The organism is Desulfatibacillum alkenivorans DSM 16219, from assembly GCF_900142135.1.
Taxonomy (GTDB): domain Bacteria; phylum Desulfobacterota; class Desulfobacteria; order Desulfobacterales; family Desulfatibacillaceae; genus Desulfatibacillum; species Desulfatibacillum alkenivorans.
The window spans coordinates 1-26,426 of record NZ_FQZU01000017.1 but is presented as its reverse complement, the minus strand read 5'-3'; the positions used below and the strand labels follow the sequence as shown (position 1 = coordinate 26,426).

Below are 26,426 nucleotides of genomic sequence, written 5' to 3'. Positions count from 1 at the left end.
GATTATCTCCGTTTGGTCTTGAGGCTGGACAGGGAAAACAGGTTGGGAGGCAGCTTCACGTCAAAGGCCAACTCCTGATAAGTTAACCGGGTGAATCTGTCGGTCTCGCCCGCCTTTTTCATGGTCCATACTTTGGGGAAAAGCCTGCCGCCAAGTTCCGCGACATCGCTGTTGGTCATTTCCTTGACCAAAAGGCCGTCCTCGTCAAAAAAGGCCTCCCGCAGCAACACGCCGTCCTCCCGGATGGTCAGCTCCAGCTTGCCCCAGACCACGGCCGCGCCTTCGTGGGGGATGGAGGTCAACTCATAAACCTTCATGCCGTCAACTTCCTTTTCCGCAGTCACTGTGTGGTCAAAGTCCTCCACCAGGGAGTCGGTCTTGGAAAGGTCGTCGTTGGAAAAATCCGAGCCCATCCAGGCCTGGCTCATCATGGAAGGGGGCAGCTTGATGGTGCGGTTCACCTTGGGGTTGTACGTCCACATATCCCGGCCTTTCTTTAAGGTGCCGTTGCCCGCGTCCTTGGGCGGACTTTCGATGAAAAACAGGGCGTCGCTCTTTCCCTTGGTCCAGCCCTTGATGACCATGGTGCGCGTGAAGTCCGGACGCTGGATGGTCATTTCCACCACCGACTTCGAAGTGTCGCCGCGCATGTACTCAAAAGCCTTGTTCACAATGGCCGCGCCGTCTTCATCCGCCAGGGCGGGGAAGGGGGCGAGGGCTAAAGCCAGCAAAACCAGAATGCCTGTCGCTTGTCGCTTCATGATATCATCCTTTATCGCCAGTTTCGGGATGAACGGAAATCCCATTTAAAATTGCAGCCATGGTTTGTTCGGCCGCCCCCCGGATGTCAAAGTCCGGGTCCATCCAAAATTGCAGGCCCAAAGCGTCGATGGCCCCCATGATTCCCGCCGAAAGTCCTTCCACATCGGTTTCCGGCAGGAATTCATCAGTTTCAATCCCTTGCTGAATCATGGATCCAATAAGATTGCGGTAATCACAGTACATCCTTGACATGGCTTGTTTTAATCGGTCCCGCAATCCGCCTGACGCAGCCGCGGACCAAAACTCAAGAGTCAGGGGATACATTTTAATGGACTCAATCATGCGCTCTACCAGTTCGGAGGTAAAACGCAGACAGGCTTCACGAACGGAAAGACGACCGTTAAAAAAATTTAAGTGAATATCCGTCATCAATTGCAGGGCGTACCAGAAAAACACGTCGAAAAAGAGATCCTCCTTGCTGGGAAAATATCCGTACACCGTGCCCTTGCCCATGCCCGCCCGGGCGGCCACGTCCGATATGGACGCCCCGGCGTAGCCTTTTTCCGCAAACACTTCCGCCGCCGCCTGCAGCAGCTTGTTTTTGCGTTCTATGCGAAGTTCTTTTCTCATAAATTCCTTACGCTGTTTTTCCTGAATGATTTTTTCGACCAGCGGGTCGATTTTTTACAGGATACGCCCATGCCAATGGCGGGTCAAGAAAAAAATGACCTATGGGTCGAAAAATATGGGGGAAGATTGGCTGTTTTGGCTCGTTCCCGTGCTTTGTGTGGGGGTGTATATGGAACTATTGAAATTAATTAGTTTTTAGGTGTTGGAAAAGTCGGTTGCAACCGTTTTCCATGATGGGCGCCCCAGGCAAAGCAGCGTCTTGCTTAGGCGTGAAGCGCAAAAGGAGCGGCCGTTGTGCTGATAGAAACCAAGACTTTTCTGCGGCCGAACGTCCTATCCGAAGTCAAAGATAAGCAAGGATTCGAACACGACCTTACGCCCGCCGGCCTTTCTAAACTCCAATAATTGTTCCGGCCGCACCTTTTGTTGCTAAAGCAACCCAGGCAGCAAAAAGCGCTGCATGGGCCTCCCGTAAATGGGCGCGGCAAGCCGCTCGGCTTTTTTGTAAACAGTCTCAGACCATGAATTCACTGTGTAGTTGCAGGCCCCCTTGCCTGCCAGGGTTCTGAAGCTCCAAAAAGGCCGAGAGAACCCATGCACCCGCCGAAAATTGGGGCGCGACTGAGTTGTGGCAGCAAGGCGCCGGCGCGGCCGGGAAAGACACTATGAAACGGGATGGCATGGCGGACGAAATCTCTTTCCCGAAACCCGGCGTAGTTGCGAGGTTTCCTTGCTTGTAGTTGCGAGGTTTTCTCGCGCGCAGCCGTGCGGTCCCCGCGCAAAAATTTGGAGCTGGGGCGATCCAGGAAAACACGGCGGGCCGTTGCATCGGCCCGCCGCGAGGAAAGGACGGTTATTCTATTCGCCGGCGAAGAGGCGGCGGGGGTTTTCCTTGATGATGGAATTGATCTGATCGTCGGTGACGCCGGCTTCTTTGAAAGCGGGAATGATGTTCTTGAACAGATGCGAGGGATGCCAGTTGGCGATGAGGGGCAGGGCTTCCTCGGGCAGATTCAGGGGCCTTCCCAGCCAGGTGATGATGAAGTCATGGGAGATCATCATTTTGTCGGCGTAACCCTTTTTAATCAGTTCGATCATGACGGGAATGCGTTCGGCGTCCATGGGGCAGCCCACCAGGCCTTGAAGCCCCATGCGATCCCAGGATACGTATACGCCGTGCTTGAAGGTTTCCTCCTGGTATTGAATGTCCACATTGTCGCTCATGTGGCCGATCTGGATCTGCTTGGGATTGGCGCCCGCCGCTATCAGGAGTTCGGCCTGCTCCGGCCCCATGGTGCCTTCCTGGGTGTGGGTGATGATGGGCACGCCGGTTTCCTTGGAAACCCTTGCGGCGGTTTGGAACATGATTTTTTCGTAATCCGTGATTTCGCCCTTGCTGGATCCTACCTTGAGGGCGCCGGCTTTGATGCCGGTGTCCATGATGCCCTGAGTCACTTCCGTCATGAAAAGATCGTACAACTCCCCGGAGACGTCGCCCAGGCTGCTCCGGAACTTCCAATAGGTGGGGGAGCCTTCCCCTTCGTAGTAGTAGCCCGTGGAGCAGATGATGTTCACGCCGGATTTTTCCGAGACTTCCTTAAGGATGTCGGGCATGCGGCCGCCGTCCAGGGCGGTGGCGTCCACATAGGAGTTCAGGCCGTATTCGTCCTTGAGCTGCTTGAGGGTTTCCACGCCTGCGGCCACGATGGCTTGGCGGTCCAGGGGGGCGATGGTCCTGTCGCCGTCCCATCCTGGGTAGCCGTACAAGATATGTTCGTGCATGAGGGTGACGCCGAGGTCGTCAGAAGAGATGGGGCCTAATACGGTGTTTACGGTAGCCATGGGATCCTCCTTGATCTTTTTAGGTATTTTGGGGGCCCGCCCGGATTATTCCCCGCCCGGACGGGCTTCAGGTTGCACTATTTTTTTAAACGCTCCCGCTCTTCCTCCTGAAGCTGGCGCCACAGAATCTTGCCTGCGCCGCTCTTGGGAAGGGATTCCACAAATTCCACAAAGCGGGGGTATTTATAAGCCGACATTTGCTCTTTGGACCAGGCGATGATGTCCTTTTCCGTGACCTTGCCCACCGAGTCCTTGTTCAGAACGATGATGGCCTTGACCGTCTCAACCCGCTCGTCGTCCGGGATGCCGATGACGCAGGCTTCCAGCACGGCGGGGTGGCGGTACAGGGTGGATTCCACGTCCGCGGGCCATACCTTGAATCCGGCCGCGTTGATCATGCGTTTCACGCGGTCCATGATGTAAAAGTATCCGTCTTCGTCCATGCGTCCGATGTCGCCGGTCCTGAGGAACTGCTTGCCGTCAATTTCCGTGAAGGCCTCGGCGGTGGCGTCGGGCTTGTTCCAGTATCCTTTGAGGACCTGGGGGCCGTTGACCACGATTTCGCCCTGCTCCCCGATGGGAAGCTCTTTCAGGGTGATCACGTCCACGATCCTGGAGTCCACGCCAAAGACCGGAATGCCCACGCTGCCCAGTTTGGGGTTGTCAGGCGGGTTCCAGTGGGTTTGGGAAATGGTTTCGGTCATGCCGTAGCCTTCGGCGAACTGAAGGCCGGTCATTTTATTGAATTTTTCGCCCAAAGCCGCAGGCAGGGGCGCTCCGCCGCCGCCCACAAAGCTGAGCGAGGAGATGTCCCGTTCGTTGATGTCAGGAGCCGCCAGCATGTCCACGAGCATGGTGGTGATGTTGGCCCACATGTTTATCTTGTATTTTTCAATGGCGTCCAGGGCGGCGGTCCTGTCCCAGCGGGTCAGGTAAACGGAGATGCCGCCGTTGGCGATGGGCGCTAAAAAGCTGTGAATCATGCCCGTGACATGGAAAAAGGGCAGGGCGGCCAATGCCACCATGCTGGGCGAGCCGTTGGCCCAGTATATGGAGCCCATGACGTTGGAGGTAACCGATTTGTGGGTGTGCATGCAGCCTTTGGGAACGCCCGTGGAGCCGGCGGTGTAAGGCAGCAGGCACAGGTCTTCGGGGCCTACTTCCACGGGGGGAGGCGCCGGGGCGTCCTTCAGGGCGTCCAGCCAGTTGATGGTTCCCTCAATGGAGGAGGGAACCTGGCTTATAAAATCCGGAACCGGGATGTCAGGATCTTCCGGGACGTAATCCGAAAGAGCGCCTACGATGATATTATTGATTCCCAGTTCGTCGCAAATGCCTTTCAGCCGGGGATACAGCTCCGTGGTGGTGATGACCGCCTTGGGCTCGCAGTCCGTAAGCAGAATGCGCAATTCGTTGTCCACCAGCATGGGGTTCAGGGGAACGACCACGCCGTTGGCCCTCATGCCGCCCAGGTAGCTGATGGAAAAATGCGGGCAGTTCTGCATGTATACGGCCACCCGGTCGCCTTTTTTCACGCCCATATCCGCAAGCACGCCGGCCAGCCGCTGGCAGGAGTCCCAGAATTCGGTGTAGGTGATTTCCCTGCCGTAATAAATAATGCCCGGCTGATCCGGGTAACGGCGGGCGGAGACTTCCAGAAAATCAAACAAGGGGGTTTGGGGGTAAACAAGTTCCTTGGGTACTCGCTTGGGCCAAAAGGGAAAATGCTTCTGGTTCACGGCTTCCTCCTTTTGCTGGGGGGGATTAAAACGGGTTTTTGGATGGGGAAGATAAATTTTCGGGCCTGGGCGCCGCCTCCCGCAGCGCTTAAAAGAAGCAAATCAAGAAATTACGCTTCTTTTCGCCCTGTTTAGCGCTCTTGTCCTGATTGCGGGACAAGAAAGGCGGAATCAAAAAAATTCGGAAAAACACTTGCGCATCCTCCATTTTGCGCAACCGAACGAACGTTCGTATTTTTTCGTGATACCACTAAATCGCTCGCAGGTGAAGCGTTTTTTTATAGTCCTGAAACTAAAAGCACCAGTCTTGGCAATTCTTAAGGATAAAAATGATAAACTTTGAAAATGCAGGCTGAAAGAGGAATGGACGGGCCGGAAAATGTGGGGCGATCACAGAGGAAAGGACGGGATTTTACGTCCGGGAGATCCAATCATCCGCAACCGCTGCAATTGTTTGGGCGCCCCAGGCAATGCGGTATCTTGCCTGGGCGCGTAAGCGCAGAAGGTGCGGCCCTTTGGTTGGCGGAAGTTGTTAGATTTTAGCGGGCGAAGATTCCATCCAAGGTCAGGCAAATGGAGGGATTCAATCGCCTCCGTACGCCCGCCCGCCGAAGATCCCCAATTTCTATTATCTTCCCCGTCGCCTCGTTCCCATGCTTTGCGTGGGAATGCATATATAAGTATTTGAAGTAAATTTGTTTTGTTATAGATAATGGCTTATCCGAGATCGCCAAAATGTCTCTTTCAATCAATACCGTACGCCCGCCATATATACCTGATTTCTATGTTCTTTCCCGGCCGCGCCTACTGTTGCTTTGCAACACTGGCAGCAAACTACGCTGCCAGTGCCACCCATTTTTGATACGCGCCGGGCGCGTTTTGGGCAGGCGCGGGGCCTGCCGTTACGAGGCGTGTTCAACGCTTCCGGTTATGGAAAATTACACTGCCGAGGCTATTCAAAGAGAATTGGCCGGTGCTGACAAGGGGATTTGCCTGCCTGAATAAATCAAAACAAGCGCATTCCATGGTCTTGTCGCAGGAAAAAGCCTGAACAAAAAGTCAAAGGAGCAAGTGAAAGTGAGGGGCTTTTCCGGCCTGTGAAAGCCTGGGAAGGGCCTGGGGAGAGGCGGCGGGATGAAGGCGGGGGAACAGGGCGAAAACCTCTTTTTTTTTCAAGGAGATTTAACCCCCCAATCCGCATGTGAATTCCTGCACAAAGCCCCTTATTTCGGGGCGCTAAACCCGGTTTTTTCCTTGACAGTCAAGGGCTGTTCGTCTAATGTCGCCCGTTGACGGACTGTACAGGTCAAATATGCATTGTCATATCAGCCGGTTGGTTTTGGGCGGCGGGGACGCCTGAGGCCATTGTTCCTTTTCGAAAAAGACGCGCTTTTGCGAGTGATATTCCAGGGCGCATCTTGTCGGAAGCGGGCGTAAACTAAAGAGTTACGCGCCCTTTTTGATAAGATAAGGCGCCGAACCGCGTTGACAAGGGGAGACGGGGAGGAACTTCAAGTTTTCCCGCGCACGGCCTGGGTTCGGCGACCAAATCTCCAATAAGGGTCCGGGGGAATAGACCGGGCGAGAGCAGGTATTCAGGTGGATCTATTTGATATTATAGAAAAAAGGCAGGGACGCATCCTTGACAAGTGGCAGGACCGGGTTCTGTCCACTTATTCGCCGGATGCCTACCGGCTGTTCAAGCATAAAAACGACCCGTTCGCAAATCCTGTGGGCAGCACTTTGAAAAAGGGGCTGGAAGGCCTGCTTGATTTGCTTCTGGGGGAGGGCGACGTACGGGAAAAGGCGGTGGACTTGCTGGAGGATTCCATGAAAGTCCGGGCTGTACAGGATTTTTCGCCGTCGAACGCGGTCGGTTTTTTGTTTGAGCTCAAGGGAGTGATCCGGGAGCAGGTTGGCAAGGATCTGCCCAACCTGGAGGAGAGGCCCGATTGGTCCGCCCTTGATTCCAAGATCGACGCCATGGCCCTTGCGGGTTTTGACGTGTTTATGGAATGCCGGGAAAGGTTGAACCGAATAAGGGTCAACGAAGTGCGCAACCTGTCCTATAAGGCCATGAAAAGGGCGAACCTTGTTTGCGATCTTTCGGAAATTCCGGACGATCCTGACGGGGAAACTGTTAACTAATGTTAAAGAGGTGGAAGAGAGGTAACGGTAAATGAACGTTTGGATTTCCCTCATCGCTTCTCTGATCGTGATTGGCGGGCTCGTAGTGGGCGCGGCCGGCGTCGCCGGTTTGGCCCAGTACTCCCACACTCCGGAGCTTTTGGTGCTCCTGGGGGTGGTTGTGCCGTTGCTCGCTTTTATCGCGTTCATCGTAGGAGTCATTCTTCAGGTAGTGAAGTGGGGACGCCGTCCTGTTCCGTTTCCCATCGCCACGGTGGCAGGGCAGGGCAAATCCCTTCCCTGGATTAAGGCCAATTATTTTGACGCGCCTTATACCAAAGCGGGGGTGGTTGGAAGGATGGCACTGGAAGTTTTGACTTTCAGGTCCCTGTTCCGCAACACAAAAATGGAACTGCACGACGGCCCCAAGCTGGCCTACGGATGGCAGATGTGGCTGTGGGTTTTCGCCCTGGCTTTTCATTACGCCTTCCTGACCGTGTTTATTCGTCACTTCCGTTTTTTCACTGAAGACGGCTCCCTGGTCTTCCAGGCTGTGATGTTCCTGGAGAACCTGGACGGCTTTCTGCAACTGGGTCTGCCCCACGTGCTGATCTCCGGCTTTGTCCTGCTTGGCGCGGCCACCATGCTGCTGCTCAGGCGCCTGACCAACGCCCAGGTTCGTTACGTGTCCCTGATCCAGGATTACTTTCCCCTGCTGCTGATCATCAGCATTGCGTTGAGCGGCATCCTGATGCGTCACGTAATCAAGGTGGACATCGTGGCAGTAAAAGTCCTGATCATGTCCATGCTGAATTTCGACTTTGCAGGGATCGGGGAAAAAGCGCTGGCCATAGGCTGGATGTTTTATCTCCATATTTTTCTGGTGAGCGTGCTGTTGGCGTACTTCCCCATGTCCAAGCTCATGCACATGGGCGGCATCTTCCTGAGCCCCACCAGAAACCTGCTGTGCAACTCCCGGGAATTCAGGCACGTCAACCCCTGGAACTACCCGGTCAAGGTTCATACCTACGAGCATTATGAAGATGAGTTCCGGGAAAGGATGATCGAAGCGGGCCTGCCCGTGGAGAAGACTTTGGAAGAAACCCAAGAGGCGGCTGCGCCAGAGGAGAAGGAGTAACATGGCTGACGAAGTCCCGAAGGTAGAAGAAATGGCCGCGATCAACCACACTCCGCCGAAAACGGGGTGGATGGATACGCCGGCGGTTATCAGACCGGGCATGTATTGCTACTCTGCAAAGGCCAAGCCCCTTAACATTGTAGGCATGCCCAACGGTAGAGACTGGGATCCCATCGAAGAGGATTGGCACCTGCCCGAAAACTGGATGGAAATCGTCCTGGAAGGCCTGCATGACAGGCTGCACAGGTTCCGCTCCCTCCAGCTTTTCATGGACGTGTGCGTGCGCTGCGGCGCCTGCGCCGATAAATGCCACTTTTTCATCGGCTCCGGCGATCCCAAAAATATGCCCGTGCTCCGCGCTGAACTGCTCCGGTCCGTATACCGCAAGGAATACACCCTGGCCGGCAAGCTGCTCGGCAAAATGGTCGGCGCCCGGAAACTGGACGAAAGAGTCCTCAAGGAATGGTGGACCTACTTTTTCCAGTGCACGGAATGCCGCCGTTGCAGCGTGTTCTGCCCCTACGGCATTGACACCGCGGAAATCACCATCATCGGCCGGGAGCTGCTGAACCTCCTGGGCCTGAACATCGACTGGATCGCCACTCCGGTTTCCAACTGCTACCGCACGGGAAACCACTTGGGCATCCAGCCCCACGCCTTCAAAGACATGATCGACTTTTTCGTAGACGAAGTCGAGGACGTCACGGGCGTCAGGGTCAATCCTTCCTTTAACAGGAAGGGCGCCGAAATTCTGTTCATCACGCCTTCCGGCGACGTGTTCGCCGATCCCGGCACATACACCGCCATGGGATACCTGATCCTTTTCCATTACCTGGAAAGCATGGGTCTGGACATCACCTGGAGCACCTACGCTTCCGAAGGCGGCAACTTCGGCTTTTTCACCTCCCATGAGATGATGAAGCGCCTCAACGCCAAAATGTACATGGAGGCCAAACGCCTTGGCGTCAAGTACATCATCGGCGGCGAGTGCGGCCATATGTGGCGCGTGATCCATCAGTACATGGACACCATGAACGGACCTGCGGATCATCTGGAAGTTCCCAAGAGCCCCATCACGGGCACGGTGTTCCAGAACGCCGCTTCCACCAAGATGATCCACATCACCGAGTTCACGGCCGACCTCCTGAGGCACAACAAGCTCAAGTTCGACAAAACCAGGAACGACAACTACAATCTGACTTTCCACGACTCCTGCAACCCCTCCCGGGGCATGGGGCTTTTGGAAGAACCCAGGTACATCATCAAGGAAATGTGCAACCATTTCTATGAAATGCCCGAAGGAACCATCCGGGAGCAAACCTTCTGCTGCGGCAGCGGGTCCGGCCTCAACGCCGGCGAGGATTTGGAGCTGAGGTTCCGCGGCGGCATGCCCAGGGCCAACGCAGTCAAGCACGTCCATGAGAAACATGGCGTTAACACGGTTGCCTGCGTCTGCGCTATCGACCGCGCCGCCCTGCCTCCCCTGATGGATTACTGGGTGCCCGGAGTTCAGGTCGCCGGCGTCCACGAACTGGTAGGAAACGCTCTTATTTTAGACGGCGAGAAAGAGCGCACCGAAGACCTTCGTTTTGAGCCGCTTGCCGGAATGGAGGAAGAATAGGATGTACGATTCAGGTAAAATCATCACCGGACTTGTCATCTTTGTGGCCCTGTTCGCCTCTCCGTTCATTCTGAACGTGGGCGGCGGCGCTCCGGCGGTTCCTCAGCCGAGCCTGGATACACCGGCCATCAAGAGCATGGGAAATCCCGTGTGCGTGCGTGAAAACATGCAGGCGAACCATATGCAGGTGCTGGACCTGTGGCGCGACTCCGTTGTGAGGGATTCCAACCACACGGCCCCCGGCATCGACGGCCAGCTCTACGAAATGAGCCTGTCCAACACGTGCATGGAATGCCATTCTAACAAGGCAGAGTTCTGCGACAGGTGCCATACCTACGCCGCAGTCGACCCCTTCTGCTGGGACTGCCATATCGAACCGCCGAAGGAGGGATAAGAGTCATGAAAAGCGATAGAAGACACTTCCTGAAGGCTGCAGGCGTCGCTACCATAGGCGTGGCGGCCGGGGCCACGGCGGCGGAGGCGAACTTGCTGGATTCCGCCAAGGAGCTGTTGCTCGGCCCCAAGGGAGCGGCCCCTTATCCGGAAGCCAAAAAGGGCGCCAGATGGGCGATGGTCGTGGACACCCGCAAGCTGACCGCGGAATCCATGGAAAAAATGATCCATGCCTGCAACCACGCCCATAACATCCCCCTGCATCCTTTGCGGAAAAAAGGGGACAAATACAACAAAGACGAAATCAAGTGGATCTGGGAAGAGGAATTCGAAAACGCCTTCCCCGGGCAGATGAACGAACATCTGCCCCCCAAGGTGACCCAGAACGAAGTCCTGGTTCTTTGCAACCAGTGCGAAAACCCCGCCTGCGTGCGCGTGTGCCCCACCAAGGCCACCTTTCAGCGCGAAGACGGCATCGTCATCATGGACTTCCACCGTTGCATCGGTTGCCGCTTCTGCATGGCGGCGTGCCCTTACGGGTCCCGGAGCTTCAACTTCAAGGACCCCAGGATTGCCAGTTTGGAAATCAATCCCGAGTTCCCCACCAGGATGAAGGGCGTCGTGGAAAAATGCAACTTCTGCGCGGAGCAGTTGGACAAGGGGCTGCAGCCCCATTGCGTGGAAGCCTGTAAGAACGGCGAACTGGTTTTCGGCGACATGAACGATCCGGAATCGGAAATCCGCAAGGTGCTGCGCAACAACTACACCATCAGGCGGAAACCCGAAGTTGGAACTCAACCCCAAGTTTACTATATAGTGTGAGGTAATTATGCTTGAAAAGGCGTTAACCGGAGACAGCAAATACTGGGGATGGATCGGATTTCTTCTGTTATTGATAGCCGTGGGATTCGGGGCTTATCTCCGTCAGTTCAACGAAGGTCTGACTCTGACGGGCCTTAGCCGCGACGTTTCCTGGGGATTCTACATCGCACAGCTCACCTATCTGGTGGGTGTGGCGGCCTCTGGCGTTATGCTGGTCATGCCTTATTACCTGCACGACCACAAAGCCTTCGGCAAAATCACCATCCTCGGCGAATTCATGGCTGTGGGCGCGATCACCATGTGCCTCCTGTTCGTATTGGTTGACCTTGGTCAGCCCATGCGCATGATGAACATGATCATCTTCCCCACTCCCAATTCCGTCCTTTTTTGGGACATGGTCGTTTTGAACACCTACATGTTCCTTAACATTATCATCGGCTGGACGGTGCTCCAGAACGAAAGGAAAGGCATCCACTATCAAAAGTGGGTCAAGGTTCTTATCTACCTGTCCATTCCTTTTGCTGTCAGCATCCATACCGTCACGGCTTTCCTGTATGCAGGCCTGCCGGGCCGCCATTTTTGGCTCACCGCCATCATGGCGCCCCGATTCCTGGCCGGCGCTTTCTGCGCCGGGCCGGCCATCCTGCTGCTGATTGTGTTCTTCCTCAGGAGGTTCACTTCTTTTGACGCAGGCGACAAGGCCATCAAATCCCTGGCGGTCATCATCACTTACGCCATGATCCTGAACGTGTTCTTTCTGCTTCTGGAACTCTTCACGGCTTTTTACAGCCAGCTTCCGGGCCATATGCACGCGTTCGTGTATCTGTTTGCAGGACTTCATGGAGGACACGCCCTGGTGCCTGTCATGTGGGCTTCGGTGATTTTAGCGGTGATTGTGTTGATCCTGCTGATTCCGCCCAAGTTCCGCAACAATTACAACCTGCTCATTCCCGCCCTGATCATGCTGGTGCTTTCCACCTGGTTGGAAAAGGGCGTGGCTCTGGTCGTGGCTGGCTTCATCCCCAACCCGCTTGAGCATGTGAATGAATACGCTCCCACATTGAACGAGCTGGTGATCTCCGTGGGCGTGTACGCCGTGGGCGCTTTGATCGTCACCGTGCTGTACAAAATCGCCATCGGCGTAAAAGCGGAAGTGGGCGACGCTGCCCACTAACCGTTCCGCTTGAATGAAAGAAACAAACGGGGTTCATCCATGAGGGTGAGCCCCGTTTTATTTAAAGAACGCTTAACAAAGCGGTTGCAACTGTGTTACATTATTCAGGGTTCATTCCTTTGGCTGGAATGAGCCCCGTTTTGTTCAAGGGCCTTGAAATATGATTAATTGCGCCGAAGGTTCACATGGGGGGCGGCGCGGGTTTTCAGCGGCTGACGCAGCCGCCTGGATTCAAATCCTTACAAGGGGTTTTACCATGTATAAGGTCCAATTCGAAGGCCAGGAAATGGTCATCCGCTTCCCCCAGGATCTGGTGGATAACGACGCGCTCTCCCAGTTTTTAGGCCATATCAATCTCCGTTCCATCTTACGCAAAAGCGTCTTTGCCAATTCCGCCGAAAATCTGGAAAGAATGGGGCGTCTGGAAAGCCTTCCCCACGGCGCGGCTATTCTTCGCGATCCTTTTTTAAACAAGGGCACGGCCTTTACCAAAGAGGAGCGGGAGCTATTGGGCCTGAACGGGCTTCTGCCGCCCCGGGTGCACACCATGGAAGCCCAGGTCATGCGCATTTTGGAAAACCTGCGCAAGATCGAAAACGACCTGGACAAATACGTATATTTGAACAGCCTGTCGGACCGGAACAAGACCCTGTATTACCGGGTTTTGATGGAAAATATCGAGGAACTCATGCCCGTGGTGTACACCCCTACCGTGGGCCAGGCCTGTCAGGAATACGCCCATATATTCAGGCGCTCCCGGGGGATTTTCATCAGCGCCGAGGACAAGGGCCGGGTGGCGGGCGTCCTGCGGAACTGGCCTCAAAAGGACGTGCGCCTCATCGTGGTGACCGACGGCGAACGCATCCTGGGTCTGGGAGACCTGGGCGCCGACGGCATGGGCATCCCGGTCGGCAAGCTGGCCTTGTATTCGGCCTGCGCGGGCATACATCCCTCCCTGAGCCTGCCCGTGACCATTGACGTGGGCACGGAAAACAAGGAATTGCTGGAAGATCCCCTTTATTTCGGGTTGACCCAGAACAGGTTAAGGGGCGAAGCCTACGACGAGCTGTTGGAGGAGTTTGTGGTCGCCGTACAGCAGGTGTTTCCCCGGTGCTTGATCCAGTTTGAGGATTTTTCCAACGCCAACGCGTTCCGGCTTTTGGACAAGTACCGGGACGAAGTCCTGTGCTTTAACGACGACATTCAGGGCACGGCCGCCGTGGCCCTGGCCTGCATCTATTCCGCCTTGCGCTATACGGGCGGCGGCATGGCCGACCAGAAATTCCTGTTTCTGGGCGCCGGAGAGGCGGGAATGGGTGCGGCCAACCTGATCGTCTCCGCCCTGGTCGACGAGGGCGTCAGCGAGGAAAAAGCGCGTCAATGCTGCTGGTTTGTGGATTCCAAAGGTCTGGTGGTTAAAAACCGCGACAATCTGAACGCCCACAAAAGGGAGTTCGCCCATGACCACGCCCCGGCTTCCAGCCTGTTGGAGGCTGTGGAATCCGTCCGGCCCACGGCCATTATCGGTGTTTCGGGCCAGGGAAAGATGTTCACGAAAGAAATCCTGGAGCGCATGGCGGAATATAACGAAAAGCCCATTGTTTTTCCCCTGTCCAACCCCACTACCAAAGCCGAGTGCACGGCCGAAGACGCCTGCCAATGGACCGAAGGCCGGGCCGTATTCGCCAGCGGCAGCCCGTTCAAGCCCTTCACCTATGCGGGTGAAAAGCGCTTCCCCGCCCAGGGCAACAACGTGTACATCTTTCCCGGCGTTGGCATGGGATGCATGGCCTGCTGGTCCCGCAAGGTTACGGACGAAATGTTTTTGGCGGCCGCCAGGGTTTTGTCCGGCTTGGTTACCCCCGAAGAGCAAGAGCAGGGTATGCTGCTGCCGCCTCTCACCCGCATCCGGGAGGTTTCCCTGGAGATCGCTTCGGCCGTGGCGGAAGTGGCCTATGACCAGGGCCTGGCCACCCATCCCAGGCCCGGCGACCTGGAAGCCCACATTGCATCCCTCATGTACATCCCCACATATATGGACTATGTGGGAAGCCAGGATTGTGATAAGGGTGAACCTGTAAAATAGAGCGATGTTTAAAAGCAATGGGGTCAAGTCTACGTTTGACGTTTGAGACCCGAGGAGGCGGGATTTTGTGAAGAACGGCCCGGGTTTTTTTATGTTGGGTTTTGCGAAAAGAAAAAGGCCACTCAATGCGATCCTGCAAGATGCAGTTCATGGGCTTTCATAACGCCTTCCCATGCTCTACCCAACCTACGATTCCATTAGGGCGTTCGTAGGTCGGGTTAGGAAGTCCGGCTTTGCGCAACTCAGCGGCGAAAATGAAAGCAATGGGGTCAAGTCTACGTTTGACGTTTGAGACCCGAGGAGGCGGGATTTTGTGAAGAACGGCCCGGGTTTTTTTATGTTGGGTTTTGCGAAAAGAAAAAGGCCAATGCAATGCGATCCTGCAAAATGCGGTTCTCGGGCCTTTAACACGCGTTTTCATGCTCTACCCAACCTACGATTCCGTTAGGGCGTTCGTAGGTCGGGTTAGGAAGTCCGGCTTTGCGCAACTCAGCGGCGAAAATACGGATGGACTTCAAACCCGACGAAAACTGTATTGATCTAAATCCATCCATTCTGCCTTGAGAGGGGGGCGGCGTTGACGTCTGATTCCGAAATTGCTGAAAACAGGATTCCCTGGCTTCTAAGCCCGCCTGTTGCTCTGCTATCCGGCATGGCCGTATGCCATATTATTGCTGCATTGTGGATTTATGCTTCCAACCAGGAGTATCACGCCATACTCCAGGTTTTGAATTCTCAGGGATATTTGGTCGTCCCGAACAAAATTGTCCAGCCCCTGCTGCTGGAATTCAAAACCGCTTTTTTTTCCGCTGTGTTTTACACATTTACCCTGGGCGTTGGGCTTTCTCTGGTTTTTATGGCCGTGGGCATGTTTTGCGGCAAAATACAGCGATTTTGGGCCGGCCTTTGCATCTTTCTTTTGTTTTGGGCGTATTTCTTTTTTCTTAACGCCAATTGGGGCAGCTGGCAGCAAACCGCCTTTTTCATCCTGATCCCGCCTGCGCCGGCGGCGATCATGTGGAGGCGTAACATCCTCTTAAGGCGGCAGCCCTCCCGAGGCTGGGCGCCGCAATTCTTTTTCGTCCTGCCGGTGGTGATTCTGGGCCTGCTCTGGGCTTTCCAATCTTCCAAAGACCCTTTTGTGGATTTGCGGGACGCCATTTTGCTGAATAACAAGCCCGGCCTGGCGGTGAACGATTTTTACTACGACTATACATTGTATGCTGCACGCACTTTTAAACCCCTGGACAAACGGGCCATGCGTACGGTTTATTTGTCCGGCAATCCGAACTCCAAAAAGAAGATGGTTTTACGCAATAAACTGCTGGCCGCGTACTATTTTGTCGTGGAAGATAAAAATGCGGCGGACATCGTCATAACCTACGGCGACGGCAAGGATGCCCCGTTTATCCTTGAAGGCTGGTGCGGCCGGAAAATAGAAAGCCTTACATACAAAGACTTCCTGCACGCTCCGGGGAAGCATTTGGAAGCCCTGGCCGATCAATGCGACCTGCAGAAGAACTTCCGCAGCACGGTGTACAGCAGCCTCCTGCTGGGGCTTCCCATGGGGATTTACACCTTTCTGTTCAGCATTATGGCAGGGCTTGCTTCCATATGGCTTGGCCGGAAAAAAGGCGCGGCTATAACCGCAGCCGTCTGGATGGTCATCGGCTTGTCCTTGTACACGCAATTGGCCTATTTTGCGCACAGGGGGCAGGAAGGCAAGCCGCCCCAGGAATTGCTGGAATCGTCTTCTTCCAGGGAGCGCCTGGCCGGCCTGCGCAATTATATGAGTAAGGACCTGAACATCCGCGAACACGCCGCCTATGATGATTTGCTCCATAGCCCCAAGATGGCCGAGCGCTATTGGCTGGCCAGGGTTCTGGCCCATAATCAGGACAAGGAAAGCCTTAAGGACTTGCTGTTTCTGCTAAAGGATCCTTCGCCCAATGTGCGCTGTCAGGCAATTTGGGCTCTGGGCCGCAGGCCGTGGGACAGGCCCTCGGGATATCTTGAGGATATCGTTAAAAATTCGGATCATTATTATGTACAGCTATACGCATATAATGCGTTAAGAAGGTTGGGATGGAGACAACAAATATAAAATCCATTGATATTAAAACCTTTTTTACGGCCGTAGCAGCAGTAATTCTGTGCGAGGCCTTGTTCGCCTATATTGCGCCCGAATCCAGGATCATGGCCAAGTGGGCCATGCTGGTCTTGCGCATGGTGGAAACAGCGCTTATCATATTGATTACGGTGAAAATGGGGTCAGGCGCTTCATGCCTCGGTTTTGGGCCCTCCACCTGGAAAAGGGGCCTGATCAGAGGCTGCATCTGGTGCCTGAGCTTCGCCGCCCTGGCAGGGGCGGGCATGGCCGCCGTTTATTTTTTTATGGACAGGAATCCCTTGACCTTGTTCGGCAATCCGGTTCCCCATGCTTTTTGGCCGGCCCTGGCCTATATTCTGGGCGCCGGCCTAATTGGCCCCATTGCCGAAGAGGTTTTTTATCGCGGCTTGTTGTTCGGCTTTCTAAGGCAGTGGGGCGCTTGGACCGCCATAATAGGCAGCACGGCTTTGTTTGTATTCAGCCACGATTTATCGGCCGGCATCCCCGTCACCCAAACCGTGGGAGGCCTTGTTTTCGCCTATGCATACGAAAGGGAAAAAAGCCTCCTGGTTCCTCTCATGATCCATATGTCCGGCAACCTGGCCATGGCCGGATTGGGGGTTTTAGGCAAGACCTTAGGAGTCTGATGGCAAAATCCAGGATTAAAAAATGGCTGCCTCTGGCCCTGACTATCTTGTTGGGCGCCATTGCAGGCTCGGGGATTGCGTTGTACTTCGGCCTGATGCACGACCTGCCGGAAATTCAAGACCTTCAAAGCACCAAGCCTTTAAGCATTACCCGCGTATATTCTTCGGACGGCGTGGTTCTGGATGAATGGTGCCAGGAAAGGCGCGACCCGGCGCCTTTGGAGACAATTCCCAAAGCTATCCGGCAGGCGATCATCGCCACGGAGGACCGGAGTTTTTACGACCACTTCGGCGTGGACGTGAAAGGGCTCATGAGGGCGGTGGTCAGCAATATCAAGGCGGGCCGGTTTAAGGAGGGCGCCAGCACCATCACCCAGCAGACGGCCAAGAACCACTTTCTCAGCCCGGAGAAAACTCTTACCCGCAAGCTGAAGGAAGCCGTCCTGGCTTTGCAGTTGGAGCGCCGCTACACCAAGGACGAAATCCTGGAGCTTTACCTGAATAAGATTCCCTTTGGCAGCGGCGCCTTTGGCGTACAGGAGGCCGGGCGCAGATTTTTCGGCAAGGAGCTGGACGAGTTGACCCTGGCCGAGTGCGCCTTGATCGCGGGCATGCCCAAAGCGCCTTCCGCCTATTCGCCTTTGGCCAACAAGGAAAAAGCAGAGTGGCGGCGGAATGTGGTGTTAAAGCAAATGCTGGACGTGGGCGACATCACGCAGGAGCAATATGAGCAGGCGGTGAACGAGCCCGTGGTCACGGCATCCCGGTCAGGAAAGGATAAAGCGCCGTACTATACAGCCCAACTGCGGAAGGAGCTTGGCGAAGAGCTTGGCGAGAACCTTTTGTATCAGGGCGGCCTGGAAATCCACACCTCCTTAAATTATCGGCTCCAGAAATTTGCGGAGCAGGCCGTAAAAAAGGGCGTGGAAGCGGTTCAGGAAAGGGAAGGGCTGGCGCCCGGGGAGGTCAACGCCGGGTTGATCTGCCTGAACGTGAAAACCGGGGAAATTTTGGCCCACGTGGGCGGCGTGGACTTTGGCGAGAGTCAATACGACCGGGCCGTCATGGCCAAGAGACAGCCGGGGTCTTCGTTCAAGCCCTTTGTGATCGCCGCCGGTCTGGAAGAAGGCCTGACCCAGAGCACCCTGGTCCTGGACGAGGAAGTGATTTTTCCCAAAAGCAGGGAAACCGCCGAATGGAAGCCTGAAAATTATTCGGGCAATTTTCAGGGCGAAATATGTTTTCGCAGGGCCCTGGCATATTCCCGGAATATCCCGGCGGCTCGTCTGATTTACGCCTTATCCCCCACGCGGGTGATCGAAAAGGCCAAAAGCCTGGGAATTCAGTCTGAATTAAAGCCTTATCTATCCCTTTCCCTGGGCAGTTCGGAGGTCACGCTCCTGGAATTGACGGCTGCTTACGCCGCTTTCGCCAACGGCGGAAAGTGGAACGAACCCAATTCCGTGCTGGAAGCCATAGACCGGTCAGGCCAAGTCATATACAGACCCAGGCACGAACAAAAGATCGCCGTCGCCGAACAGGACGCGGCCGTCATTGTGGATATGCTGGAAGCGGTGGTCAAGGAAGGGAGCGGTAAAGCAGCCCAGGTCGTGCCCGGTCCGGTGGCCGGCAAGACCGGCACCTCGTCCCAGTGCAAGGACGCCCTGTTTATAGGCTTCACCCCGGAGTTTGCAGCAGGCGTCTGGGTGGGCCGGGACGACGGCGCTTCCCTAGGCCGGACCGAAACCGGGTCGCGGGCCGCTTTGCCTATCTGGGTGGATTTCATGAAAAATGCAATGCAGGATCGCTCCGTTGTTTACTTTCCTCGCCCGGATGGGGTAATCTCGGTTTTTATAGACCCGGTGTCGGGCAAACCGACCTCGCCCGGGCATGGGGTGCAGGCCTTGTTCATAAAAGGAACCGAACCCCGGAGAGGGGCGCCTGAGCCCAGGCTGCCTGAAAAATTTTTGGAGAATTAACATGATACGAAAAGCCACCGTGGCTGATATAAAGCAGATCCATCAGATTTTACAGATTTTTTCCGCCAAGGGAACGCTCTTGCCCCGCTCTCTCATGGCCTTGTACGACCACGTACGCGACTTTTGCGTGTATGCGGAAGGCGACGAGGTGATTGGCTGCTGCGGGCTTCAGATTTGCTGGGAGGACATGGCGGAAATCCGGTCTTTGGCGGTCAAGCCGGAGCATCAGCACAAAAAAATAGGGTCTCATCTGCTGGAGTTCAGCATGGAAGAGGCCCTGAAGTTCAAGATTAAAAAACTGTTCACCCTCACTTATGCGCCGAAGTTCTTCGAACTCCACGATTTTGCCGTGATCGACAAAAATGAGCTTCCTCAAAAAATTTGGGCTGATTGCATCAACTGCGTCAAGTTCCCGGACTGCGACGAAATTGCCATGCTGCGCCGGATATAGGCCGCCTTATTAACTGTAAATAATGGGGTAGGGCAAGGGCGCGAATTTAAACACCCCGGGCCTGGGCAGCAAATGCTGGCTTTCCACCCGCAGCCAATGGAGATCCGGCTTGAGCTCACGCAGTTTGCCGTCTTCCGGCGGGCAGGCCTGGCTGGTGTGGACGTAGGTTGCCTGGAATATGGCCACGCCTGAGTTGCCTTCCCTGGCGACCAGATAATTCTTTTTGAAGGCGGCCAGGGACAGGAGGTTTTCCTGGGCGATCCGCTCCATTTCCTTGGCGTTCAACTTCATGAGGATGCATTTGGAAATGTCTTTTTCCGAAATGCGGATGGTGGCCCGGGTTTCGCTGCTTCCTGCGTATATGGTGGAGATGCAAGGGAGCTTTCTTAAAAATTGGGCTGCAACAATGGCCGCAGTCCTTCTCCCTCCCGCCATGACCGGCATGGAGTAATACTCAAAGAATTTCTTTTGCAGGTCTTCGGCGTAGGATTCCCCTTTTTCGTACAATTCCTTGGAAATATAACGCAGACGCCTGGCCAAATCTTCGGCGGCGTCCGCAATGGGCCAGTCCACGCGAACATGAAAATGCGAAAGGCTGAACCGGTCCCGGGTTTTGGATGCCGGTTCCCTTTGGATAAGCAGGGCGTAGTCCACGGGCAGCAGCCACTCCATGAGGTCGAAAAACTTACGGGACTCAAAATACTTCAAATTCCTGTCAAAATGGCTGGACAGGGGGATGGCCTTGTTTTTAAACAAGTTGGCCTTGGTCGTCTTGTTGACGTCAAAAAAGCGGATGTATTTCTTATGGATGGAGGGAACGCTGTCCTCCACAAAAAGGATTAAAAAGGCCTTTTGCTCCCCATATTCCTCCTGAGGAATGCGCGCCCTGGGTTTTAATTCCCTTTTTTCCACAAAAGGATAGGGGACGCCCGCGGCCTTGAAGGCTTTATAAGACCCTGTGAGGGCGTAATCCAAAACGTACTGGTCCAGTTCATCCCGAAGGACCTCGTAATGAGACCTCCGGAGCCTGTTCTGCATGCTCAGCTCATCTCTGCTCATCCAGTGTGACAATTGACAGGCCTCCTATTTAAACCTTTCCAAAAATGTGTAAATCCGTTGTTTATTAAGGGCGGCCCCCGCCCCGATCAAAACAGTAACCCCTGCAACTATTGCAAAAAGCGTATAATGGGCTTCGTACACGCTGGCCCCCTGGATGGCCAGGAGCAAGGTGCCCGGCATGCGCCCCAAGGTGCTGATGACCAGAAAGACCGCCAAGGGCATGGAGCCTAGCCCGACGATCAGGCACAAGACGTCTTTGGGGAAGCCGGGAATCAAAAACAGGAGGAATCCCACCACAACTCCCTGGCGTCTCAATAAGTCTCGAAACTTCTCCAGGCTTTTTTCGGATATAAAAAATTTTAAGTACTTACGGCCGAAAAATCTTCCCAGAAAAAAATTGATAACCGAGCCGATGGTAAGGCCCATGGTTGCAAAAATGAATCCAGGAAAAATTCCGAACAAATATCCGCCCACAAAGCCCGTGGCCTCTCCTGGAATGGGCGCCAGAACAACCTGGGCCGCTTGTATGGCGATAAAGTACAAGGGAGCGCTCGGTCCCAGGGACTCCATGAACATGCTCATGCTTTCCTTTTCCCGCATGAGCTCGGCCAGGCGTCCCAATCTCGCCCCTAAGCCGCCGTAATATAGTTCCAGTGCTGCTCCAATCCCCAATAGAACCAGGGCAGCCACGGCGATCCTGGTTCTAATTTTTGGGGTCGGTGTCTCCATGAGCCTTAAAGGCCTTTATTTCGCTATGCCTCTGCCGTTTAAATTTTCGCCTGATGCCTTTCCAAAGCTGCAACAGCCGGCAGGGTTTTGCCTTCCATAAGAGCAAGGAAGGCGCCGCCGCCCGTGGAAATGTACGTGATTCTATGCGTCTCACCGGCCTTGTGAATGGCCACGTCCGTATCGCCGCCGCCTACGATGGACAATGCATAGGAATTGGCCACGTAATTCACCATGGACATGGTGCCCCGGCTGAATGCGTCCATTTCAAACACGCCCATGGGGCCGTTCCAGATGATGGTTTTGGCGCTGGCGAGAACCTCGGAGTACAAAAGGGCTGTCGCCGGGCCGATGTCCATGATCATCCATTCCGGCGGAATTTCACGGATAGGCACGATTTTGCTTTCCGCATCGGGGGAGAAACGGTCCGCCACCACCGCGTCCACCGGGATGTAAAAGGCCGTGCCCTGCATGGTCGCTCTTTTCATCAGGGAGCGGGCTTCCCACAACAGGTCGTCTTCCACCTTGGACTTGCCCACATTGTAATCCACGCTTTTCAGGAAGGTGGAGGCCATGGCGCCGCCCACCACAAATTTGTCCACATGCTGGAGCATGTGATGCAGGGCGCCCAGTTTGCTGGAAACCTTGGCCCCGCCGATAATGGCCACCAGGGGCCTGGCCGGATCGTTCATGGCCTTGGCGAAATAGTTCAACTCGCTTTGGAGCAAAAAGCCCGCCGCGCAAACCGGAGCATGCCGGGTGATGGCCACCACGGAGGCGTTCTCCCTATGAGCCACGGCGAATGCATTATTTATATAAACGTCGCACAAAGACGCCAATTCCTTGGCGAATGCGTCGTCATTGTCAATTTCCGCTTGGTGGAAACGCAGGTTTTCCAGCATGATGACGTCGCCGTCCTGCATTTTCTCCACCATGGCCTTGACTTCCGGGCCTATGCTGTCCGGCGCCAATTCCACTTCCTTTTTCAGCAAACGCTTAAAACGTTTGGCCACCGGCGCCATGCTGAGCTCCGGAACGACCTGTCCCTTGGGCCTCCCCATGTGCGAGGCGATGATCACTTTGGCGCCTTCGTCCAACGCGTAATTGATTGACGGCAATACTGCGCGGATACGGGTGTCGTCCGTAATGTTTAAATTGGCGTCCAAAGGCACATTAACGTCAACTCGAATTAAAACGCGCTTCCCCGAAATATCCACGTCCCTCATGTTCAGCATGGCTTCCGCTCCGACTTTCTTAATTTTTATGTGTTTTTCTTTTTTGATTTCGCCCTGTGCAGGGTCTTTCTTTTGGACCACCGCTCCAAAAATCCCATATTCCCCGAATTATAAACCTTGTCCACCTGCTCCTCGTGCACCGCCGTCCCGTCCGTACCGGCCAGGGCGTATCGTAGACAATCGGTCTTGCACTGGCAGGCAAGGCATTCATCCGGCGACGCCCTAAGTCCGTCCTCCCCCATTGGGAAGACTTTTTGCAAATCCCCGAAGCACTTTGGAAATGTCATACGCCGCATCCGTCCTAGTTCATTTGAACAATTCCAACTTATTAACATATTTGTGATTTTTTAACAACCGCCGAAATGCACTTTTGAAATATTTTTGTTTGCCCTTGACCAAATGAACAAGCCCGTTCATACTGACTTTCAAAGCGGTACACCCCCCGGATTATAATAGCTTAAAAGGATCATAGCAGCAACGGAATGAACCCAAGAATTCCTAAAAAAATCATTGATTTCCATGTCCATTTGTTTCCTGACAAATTGTTTGAAGCGATTTGGCGGCAGTTCGTGCATGATTACGATTGGAAGGTGATTCATCAGCTTTACTACCGCGAATGCATCGACTACTTGCGGGAGCATAACGTAGAAAAAATCGTGTATTGCAATTACGCCCACAAACCGGGCGTGGCCAAGGCATTGAACGAGTGGAACGCCAAGGTCCTGGATGAATACGACGATCTTTTTTGCCTGGCCGCCTTTCATCCCGGAGACGAAGACCGCATGGCCTTGACCCGGGACATACTGAGCCATCCCAAGGTGTTGGGCATAAAGCTCCAGTTTCTGGTGACGGATTTTTTTCCCCATGATCCGCGGCTCTTTGACCTGTACGAGCTCATTATGGAAAAAGGCAAGCGCCTGCTCATGCACATCGGCACCGGGCCTGTGTCCAACAATTGCGTGGGGCTGGAATATTTTTTGAAAGTGCTGGAACGGTATCCTGAGCTTCCGGCCACCGTCCCCCATATGGGCGGCCTGGAATACAAAGGCTTCATGGACCTTTTGGATAAGCATGAGAACCTCATGCTGGACACGGCGTTTTCCTTTTTGCCGTGGGACAACGTTCGTTACGACCAAGGTCCCGAAAAACTGGAACAATATAAAAACCGGATCCTTTACGGATCTGATTTTCCCAATCTTATCCTTCCCAGGGAAGGGGAAATCGACGCCATGCTGGAAATGAAACTCTCCCAAGAGTTTTACGATAAGGTGTTCTGGGAAAACGGCGTGGGGCTTTTGCCCCAGTAAATCAACCTTTTCGGCGGAGGACTCCGCCGGATGCATTTAACAAAGCAACGTTAAACGGACAAAGAGGTGCGCCGTGACCGGGGCAAACAACATACCGGCCGAAGCGGATTATTTTCTCAAGCCTGCGTACATTTTTGTGCCCAGCAAGCCGACCCTTATTTCCACGGTGCTGGGAACCTGCGTGGCTGTGAGCCTTTTTGATAAAAAACGCCGCGTGGGCGGCATGAGTCATTTCAAATATCCCAGAACTTCCGATCCAAAGCAGGCCACCGCCCATTACGGAAACGTAGCCATCCCCACCCTCATCAACATGATGCTGGAAGCAGGCTCCAAAATTCGCCACCTGGAAGCCCAGATTTTCGGCGGCGCCTATAATCCGGAATACAGCCAGGAAGACGTGGGCGAGGAAAACGTGGAACTGGCCCGTATGGTGTTGAAGAAAAAAGGCGTCAAGGTCGTGTCCGAAGACGTGGGCGGGGAAAAAGGGCGGAAGCTGGTTTTTCATTCCGAGAAGAACGAAACCGCGGTCATGAAGGTGGAGCGTCTCAGGCCTTCGGATTGGTACCCTTACGAAGGGGAGCGTTGAAGTGCTCCCTGAACTTTATGCTTGTTTAATCCCTCCGAAAACAGCGTTCAGAAGCTGGCCGCCATGAACCAGTTCCGGGCCGCAAAAAAAATGACGCTGGGTCCCCGCTTGCGGGCGATCCGGAAACGCGGATCACCCTTGCGGGGATGACGGTCTTATGCGCTATAAGTGAGTTCATAGGGCGTGCAGGCGTAAAGGGAATCCCCTATAGGCCGCTTAAACCGATATATTCCTATAGCTGTCTCTCTCCGTCATCCCCGTGGAGGGATGCGGCGGGATGATTGTGGTTGTTTTGCAATCATCATGACGCAATTCCGGAAACGGGGACCCAGTGTCTTTGTGGAATATTGACGGGTAAGATTCAACAACTCGAATAGTGTGTAAAAACGGACTGCAATGCTGGCCGCATGAAATAAGGCGGCTTCAAATCGCCACGCATCTGAATCCCAGAATATTGGAGGTTTCGGACCCTTTGCAGAACGTCCGGGCGTATAAAGGGGCGGGCGGGGATGAAATCCAGGCGGAGCCTTTCACCACAAAGACTTCGGGCTTGTCAGAATCCGCCAGGTCCGCCGTCCATTCCAATATATTTCCCGCCATGCCTGAAATGTTTAATGCATTGGTGTTGGGCAAATGCTCCACAGGACAGGTGTCGCCGATTTTGGCCTCCTCAGTGTTGGCCCTGCCTTCCTCCCATTCGCTTCCCCAAGGATAAATCAGACCCTTTATGGTGCGGGCTGCGGCTTCCCATTCGTCCTCGCCAGGCAATTTTTTCCCGGTCCAGGCGGCGAAGGCTATGGCGTCCCGGCGGCTGACATGGACCACGGGGTGGTTTCTTTTTCGGTACAATGTGCTGCCCGGCCCCAGGGGTTGATACCAGTTGGCGCCCTCCACCTTTTCGCAACTGCGGGATTGATTATACCGGACATGGGTTTTGCCGGTGCGTGGATCGGTGATTTTTTCGTACCGGCTTTTATAGACCATGCTGTAGCCTTTTTCTTCAGCCGTAGTGGTGTACCCGGTTTTTTCCACAAAGATTTCAAACAAGGCGTTGGTGACGGGGAATTTGCCCATATAAAAAGGCGGCATGTCAATTTTTTGCCTGGGCCGATCCCCCTTGCCCGGCGATTTGCAACCCACAACATACCTGCCTTCGGGAATGAGCAAATATTGATTGTAGGCCTTTTCCATACTGCCTAAAAAGCCGTCGAACTGTTCGGCGAGGACGCGGGCCTTATCCTCCTCCACTTCCAGAGAATCGTCCGCGCCCAGAGCGCCCATGGAGGGTTCCATGGCGCCTTGCTCCGGCGCTTCCTCCACCTCTTCCAAGTCCATGTCGTCGTCCAGGATCTCCAGTTCCTCGTCGTCGTCCAAAAAGCCTACTTCTTCAAATTCCTCTTCGTCCTCTTCCTCCACATCTCCGTCGCCGAATCCGTCCCCCTCCGTTGGCTCGCCTTCCTCATCAGACAGAGCCTCCTCCACTTCCTCCAGTTCTTCATCGTCGTCCATCCCCTCAACATCTTCCAAATCGCCTTCCAATTCCTCAACATCTGCATCAATCCCATCTTCTACGATGTCCGCATCATCTTCCAACTCATCAATTTCCTCCAAACCGTCTTCCGGGGCGTCCACAATCTCCACATCATCATCAAGAGCGGCTTCATCTCCTTCCCAATCTTCCACATCAACCAATTCTTCGTCATCATCCAACTCCACGATTTCAACATCATCATCTTCTTCAATGGATTCCGGCTCTTCCTCAATGTCTTCATACTCCAATTCATCAGTATCGATGATTTCGACGTCGTCATCCAAATCTTCAAATCGCACATCTGCATCAGGTTCGCCAACTTCCTCCCCTTCTTCCCCTTCCCCTTCTTCCCCTTCCCCTTCTTCCACATCTTCAACTTCCAGGTCTTCATCCTCGTCCAGTTCGACGATTTCAAGATCCTCGCCGCCTGCCTCCTTTTCTTCTTCCGAGCCGCTTTCTTC

22 protein-coding genes are annotated in these 26,426 nt (G+C 54.5%); 13 read left to right on the top strand and 9 right to left on the bottom strand.

Annotated features, from left to right (window positions below; all coding sequences use genetic code 11):
- Positions 1-2 precede the first annotated feature (2 nt).
- The 4 genes from BUE18_RS14190 to BUE18_RS14175 all read right to left on the bottom strand — a co-directional run bounded on the left by BUE18_RS14190 (position 3) and on the right by BUE18_RS14175 (position 4,973).
- The gene (locus tag BUE18_RS14190) at positions 3-761 is read right to left on the bottom strand and encodes an outer membrane lipoprotein-sorting protein (protein ID WP_073476775.1); all 759 of its coding nucleotides are present in this window, start codon (positions 759-761) and stop codon (positions 3-5) included.
- A 4-nt stretch (positions 762-765) separates the two neighbouring features.
- Complete coding sequence (locus tag BUE18_RS14185; RefSeq protein ID WP_073476774.1) at positions 766-1,392, bottom strand: TetR/AcrR family transcriptional regulator; 627 nt, start codon at positions 1,390-1,392, stop codon at positions 766-768.
- An 858-nt stretch (positions 1,393-2,250) separates the two neighbouring features.
- Positions 2,251-3,234, bottom strand: coding sequence for a phosphotriesterase family protein (locus tag BUE18_RS14180; protein WP_073476773.1), 984 nt, complete (start codon positions 3,232-3,234; stop codon positions 2,251-2,253).
- 77 nt (positions 3,235-3,311) lie between these two features.
- Positions 3,312-4,973: a long-chain-fatty-acid--CoA ligase gene (locus tag BUE18_RS14175; protein ID WP_073476772.1), complete on the bottom strand. Its 1,662-nt coding sequence runs from the start codon at positions 4,971-4,973 to the stop codon at positions 3,312-3,314.
- A 1,599-nt stretch (positions 4,974-6,572) separates the two neighbouring features.
- Here BUE18_RS14175 and BUE18_RS14170 point away from each other — a divergent pair.
- From BUE18_RS14170 to BUE18_RS14120, 11 genes are all read left to right on the top strand, one after another.
- The gene (locus tag BUE18_RS14170; protein ID WP_170868371.1) at positions 6,573-7,121 is read left to right on the top strand and encodes an RsbRD N-terminal domain-containing protein; all 549 of its coding nucleotides are present in this window, start codon (positions 6,573-6,575) and stop codon (positions 7,119-7,121) included.
- 31 nt (positions 7,122-7,152) lie between these two features.
- Positions 7,153-8,238 (top strand): sulfate reduction electron transfer complex DsrMKJOP subunit DsrM, encoded by a 1,086-nt coding sequence (dsrM, locus tag BUE18_RS14165; protein WP_073476768.1) that lies wholly within the window; start codon positions 7,153-7,155, stop codon positions 8,236-8,238.
- A 1-nt stretch (position 8,239) separates the two neighbouring features.
- On the top strand, positions 8,240-9,859 hold the full coding sequence (gene dsrK, locus BUE18_RS14160; RefSeq protein WP_073476767.1) for a sulfate reduction electron transfer complex DsrMKJOP subunit DsrK: 1,620 nt from the start codon (positions 8,240-8,242) through the stop codon (positions 9,857-9,859).
- Position 9,860: 1 nt separating this feature from the next.
- Positions 9,861-10,253 carry a sulfate reduction electron transfer complex DsrMKJOP subunit DsrJ gene (dsrJ, locus tag BUE18_RS14155; protein WP_073476765.1) on the top strand — a complete coding sequence of 131 codons (393 nt, stop codon included), beginning with the start codon at positions 9,861-9,863 and terminating at the stop codon, positions 10,251-10,253.
- 5 nt (positions 10,254-10,258) lie between these two features.
- Complete coding sequence (gene dsrO, locus BUE18_RS14150) at positions 10,259-11,074, top strand: sulfate reduction electron transfer complex DsrMKJOP subunit DsrO (protein WP_073476764.1); 816 nt, start codon at positions 10,259-10,261, stop codon at positions 11,072-11,074.
- 7 nt (positions 11,075-11,081) lie between these two features.
- Complete coding sequence (gene dsrP, locus BUE18_RS14145) at positions 11,082-12,248, top strand: sulfate reduction electron transfer complex DsrMKJOP subunit DsrP (protein ID WP_073476762.1); 1,167 nt, start codon at positions 11,082-11,084, stop codon at positions 12,246-12,248.
- A 256-nt stretch (positions 12,249-12,504) separates the two neighbouring features.
- Positions 12,505-14,334 carry an NAD-dependent malic enzyme gene (locus BUE18_RS14140; protein WP_073476760.1) on the top strand — a complete coding sequence of 610 codons (1,830 nt, stop codon included), beginning with the start codon at positions 12,505-12,507 and terminating at the stop codon, positions 14,332-14,334.
- Positions 14,335-14,911: 577 nt separating this feature from the next.
- On the top strand, positions 14,912-16,438 hold the full coding sequence (locus tag BUE18_RS14135; protein WP_073476758.1) for a HEAT repeat domain-containing protein: 1,527 nt from the start codon (positions 14,912-14,914) through the stop codon (positions 16,436-16,438).
- Positions 16,420-17,091, top strand: coding sequence for a CPBP family intramembrane glutamic endopeptidase (locus BUE18_RS14130; RefSeq protein ID WP_073476756.1), 672 nt, complete (start codon positions 16,420-16,422; stop codon positions 17,089-17,091). The genes BUE18_RS14135 and BUE18_RS14130 overlap by 19 nt, the downstream gene beginning before the upstream one ends.
- Positions 17,091-19,070, top strand: a complete 1,980-nt coding sequence (locus tag BUE18_RS14125) for a penicillin-binding protein 1A (RefSeq protein ID WP_073476754.1) — start codon at positions 17,091-17,093, stop codon at positions 19,068-19,070. The genes BUE18_RS14130 and BUE18_RS14125 overlap by 1 nt, the downstream gene beginning before the upstream one ends.
- Position 19,071: 1 nt before the next feature.
- On the top strand, positions 19,072-19,521 hold the full coding sequence (locus BUE18_RS14120) for an N-acetyltransferase (RefSeq protein WP_073476753.1): 450 nt from the start codon (positions 19,072-19,074) through the stop codon (positions 19,519-19,521).
- Between the two features lie 9 nt (positions 19,522-19,530).
- On the opposite strand, the gene BUE18_RS14115 is transcribed toward BUE18_RS14120, so the two are convergent.
- From BUE18_RS14115 to BUE18_RS14100, 4 genes are read right to left on the bottom strand one after another with little or no spacing between them, the layout of a single operon-like run.
- Positions 19,531-20,559: a hypothetical protein gene (locus tag BUE18_RS14115; RefSeq protein ID WP_244549326.1), complete on the bottom strand. Its 1,029-nt coding sequence runs from the start codon at positions 20,557-20,559 to the stop codon at positions 19,531-19,533.
- Positions 20,560-20,604: 45 nt separating this feature from the next.
- Positions 20,605-21,309: a TVP38/TMEM64 family protein gene (locus BUE18_RS14110; RefSeq protein WP_083611023.1), complete on the bottom strand. Its 705-nt coding sequence runs from the start codon at positions 21,307-21,309 to the stop codon at positions 20,605-20,607.
- Positions 21,310-21,347: 38 nt separating this feature from the next.
- Complete coding sequence (locus BUE18_RS14105; RefSeq protein ID WP_139264745.1) at positions 21,348-22,541, bottom strand: phosphoglycerate kinase; 1,194 nt, start codon at positions 22,539-22,541, stop codon at positions 21,348-21,350.
- 26 nt (positions 22,542-22,567) lie between these two features.
- Positions 22,568-22,828: a hypothetical protein gene (locus BUE18_RS14100; RefSeq protein ID WP_073476747.1), complete on the bottom strand. Its 261-nt coding sequence runs from the start codon at positions 22,826-22,828 to the stop codon at positions 22,568-22,570.
- Between the two features lie 195 nt (positions 22,829-23,023).
- On the opposite strand from BUE18_RS14100, the gene BUE18_RS14095 reads away from it, so the two are divergent.
- Positions 23,024-23,848 carry an amidohydrolase family protein gene (locus BUE18_RS14095; RefSeq protein WP_073476745.1) on the top strand — a complete coding sequence of 275 codons (825 nt, stop codon included), beginning with the start codon at positions 23,024-23,026 and terminating at the stop codon, positions 23,846-23,848.
- A 73-nt stretch (positions 23,849-23,921) separates the two neighbouring features.
- Positions 23,922-24,434 carry a chemotaxis protein CheD gene (locus BUE18_RS14090; protein WP_073476744.1) on the top strand — a complete coding sequence of 171 codons (513 nt, stop codon included), beginning with the start codon at positions 23,922-23,924 and terminating at the stop codon, positions 24,432-24,434.
- A gap of 423 nt (positions 24,435-24,857) precedes the next feature.
- Here BUE18_RS14090 and BUE18_RS14085 read toward each other — a convergent pair.
- Positions 24,858-26,426 (bottom strand): SUMF1/EgtB/PvdO family nonheme iron enzyme (locus tag BUE18_RS14085; RefSeq protein WP_073476742.1); only part of this gene is annotated, 1,569 nt, incomplete at its 5' end.

Coding starts and splice junctions, on each gene's coding strand:
- BUE18_RS14105 (WP_139264745.1), bottom strand. CDS start 22,541: ATGCTGAACATGAGGGACGTGGATATTTCGGGGAAGCGCGTTTTAATT.
- BUE18_RS14095 (WP_073476745.1), top strand. CDS start 23,024: ATGAACCCAAGAATTCCTAAAAAAATCATTGATTTCCATGTCCATTTG.
- BUE18_RS14100 (WP_073476747.1), bottom strand. CDS start 22,828: ATGACATTTCCAAAGTGCTTCGGGGATTTGCAAAAAGTCTTCCCAATG.
- dsrO (WP_073476764.1), top strand. CDS start 10,259: ATGAAAAGCGATAGAAGACACTTCCTGAAGGCTGCAGGCGTCGCTACC.
- BUE18_RS14125 (WP_073476754.1), top strand. CDS start 17,091: ATGGCAAAATCCAGGATTAAAAAATGGCTGCCTCTGGCCCTGACTATC.
- dsrP (WP_073476762.1), top strand. CDS start 11,082: ATGCTTGAAAAGGCGTTAACCGGAGACAGCAAATACTGGGGATGGATC.
- BUE18_RS14130 (WP_073476756.1), top strand. CDS start 16,420: ATGGAGACAACAAATATAAAATCCATTGATATTAAAACCTTTTTTACG.
- BUE18_RS14120 (WP_073476753.1), top strand. CDS start 19,072: ATGATACGAAAAGCCACCGTGGCTGATATAAAGCAGATCCATCAGATT.
- dsrM (WP_073476768.1), top strand. CDS start 7,153: ATGAACGTTTGGATTTCCCTCATCGCTTCTCTGATCGTGATTGGCGGG.
- dsrK (WP_073476767.1), top strand. CDS start 8,240: ATGGCTGACGAAGTCCCGAAGGTAGAAGAAATGGCCGCGATCAACCAC.
- BUE18_RS14185 (WP_073476774.1), bottom strand. CDS start 1,392: ATGAGAAAAGAACTTCGCATAGAACGCAAAAACAAGCTGCTGCAGGCG.
- BUE18_RS14190 (WP_073476775.1), bottom strand. CDS start 761: ATGAAGCGACAAGCGACAGGCATTCTGGTTTTGCTGGCTTTAGCCCTC.
- dsrJ (WP_073476765.1), top strand. CDS start 9,861: ATGTACGATTCAGGTAAAATCATCACCGGACTTGTCATCTTTGTGGCC.
- BUE18_RS14110 (WP_083611023.1), bottom strand. CDS start 21,309: ATGGAGACACCGACCCCAAAAATTAGAACCAGGATCGCCGTGGCTGCC.
- BUE18_RS14115 (WP_244549326.1), bottom strand. CDS start 20,559: ATGCAGAACAGGCTCCGGAGGTCTCATTACGAGGTCCTTCGGGATGAA.
- BUE18_RS14140 (WP_073476760.1), top strand. CDS start 12,505: ATGTATAAGGTCCAATTCGAAGGCCAGGAAATGGTCATCCGCTTCCCC.
- BUE18_RS14180 (WP_073476773.1), bottom strand. CDS start 3,234: ATGGCTACCGTAAACACCGTATTAGGCCCCATCTCTTCTGACGACCTC.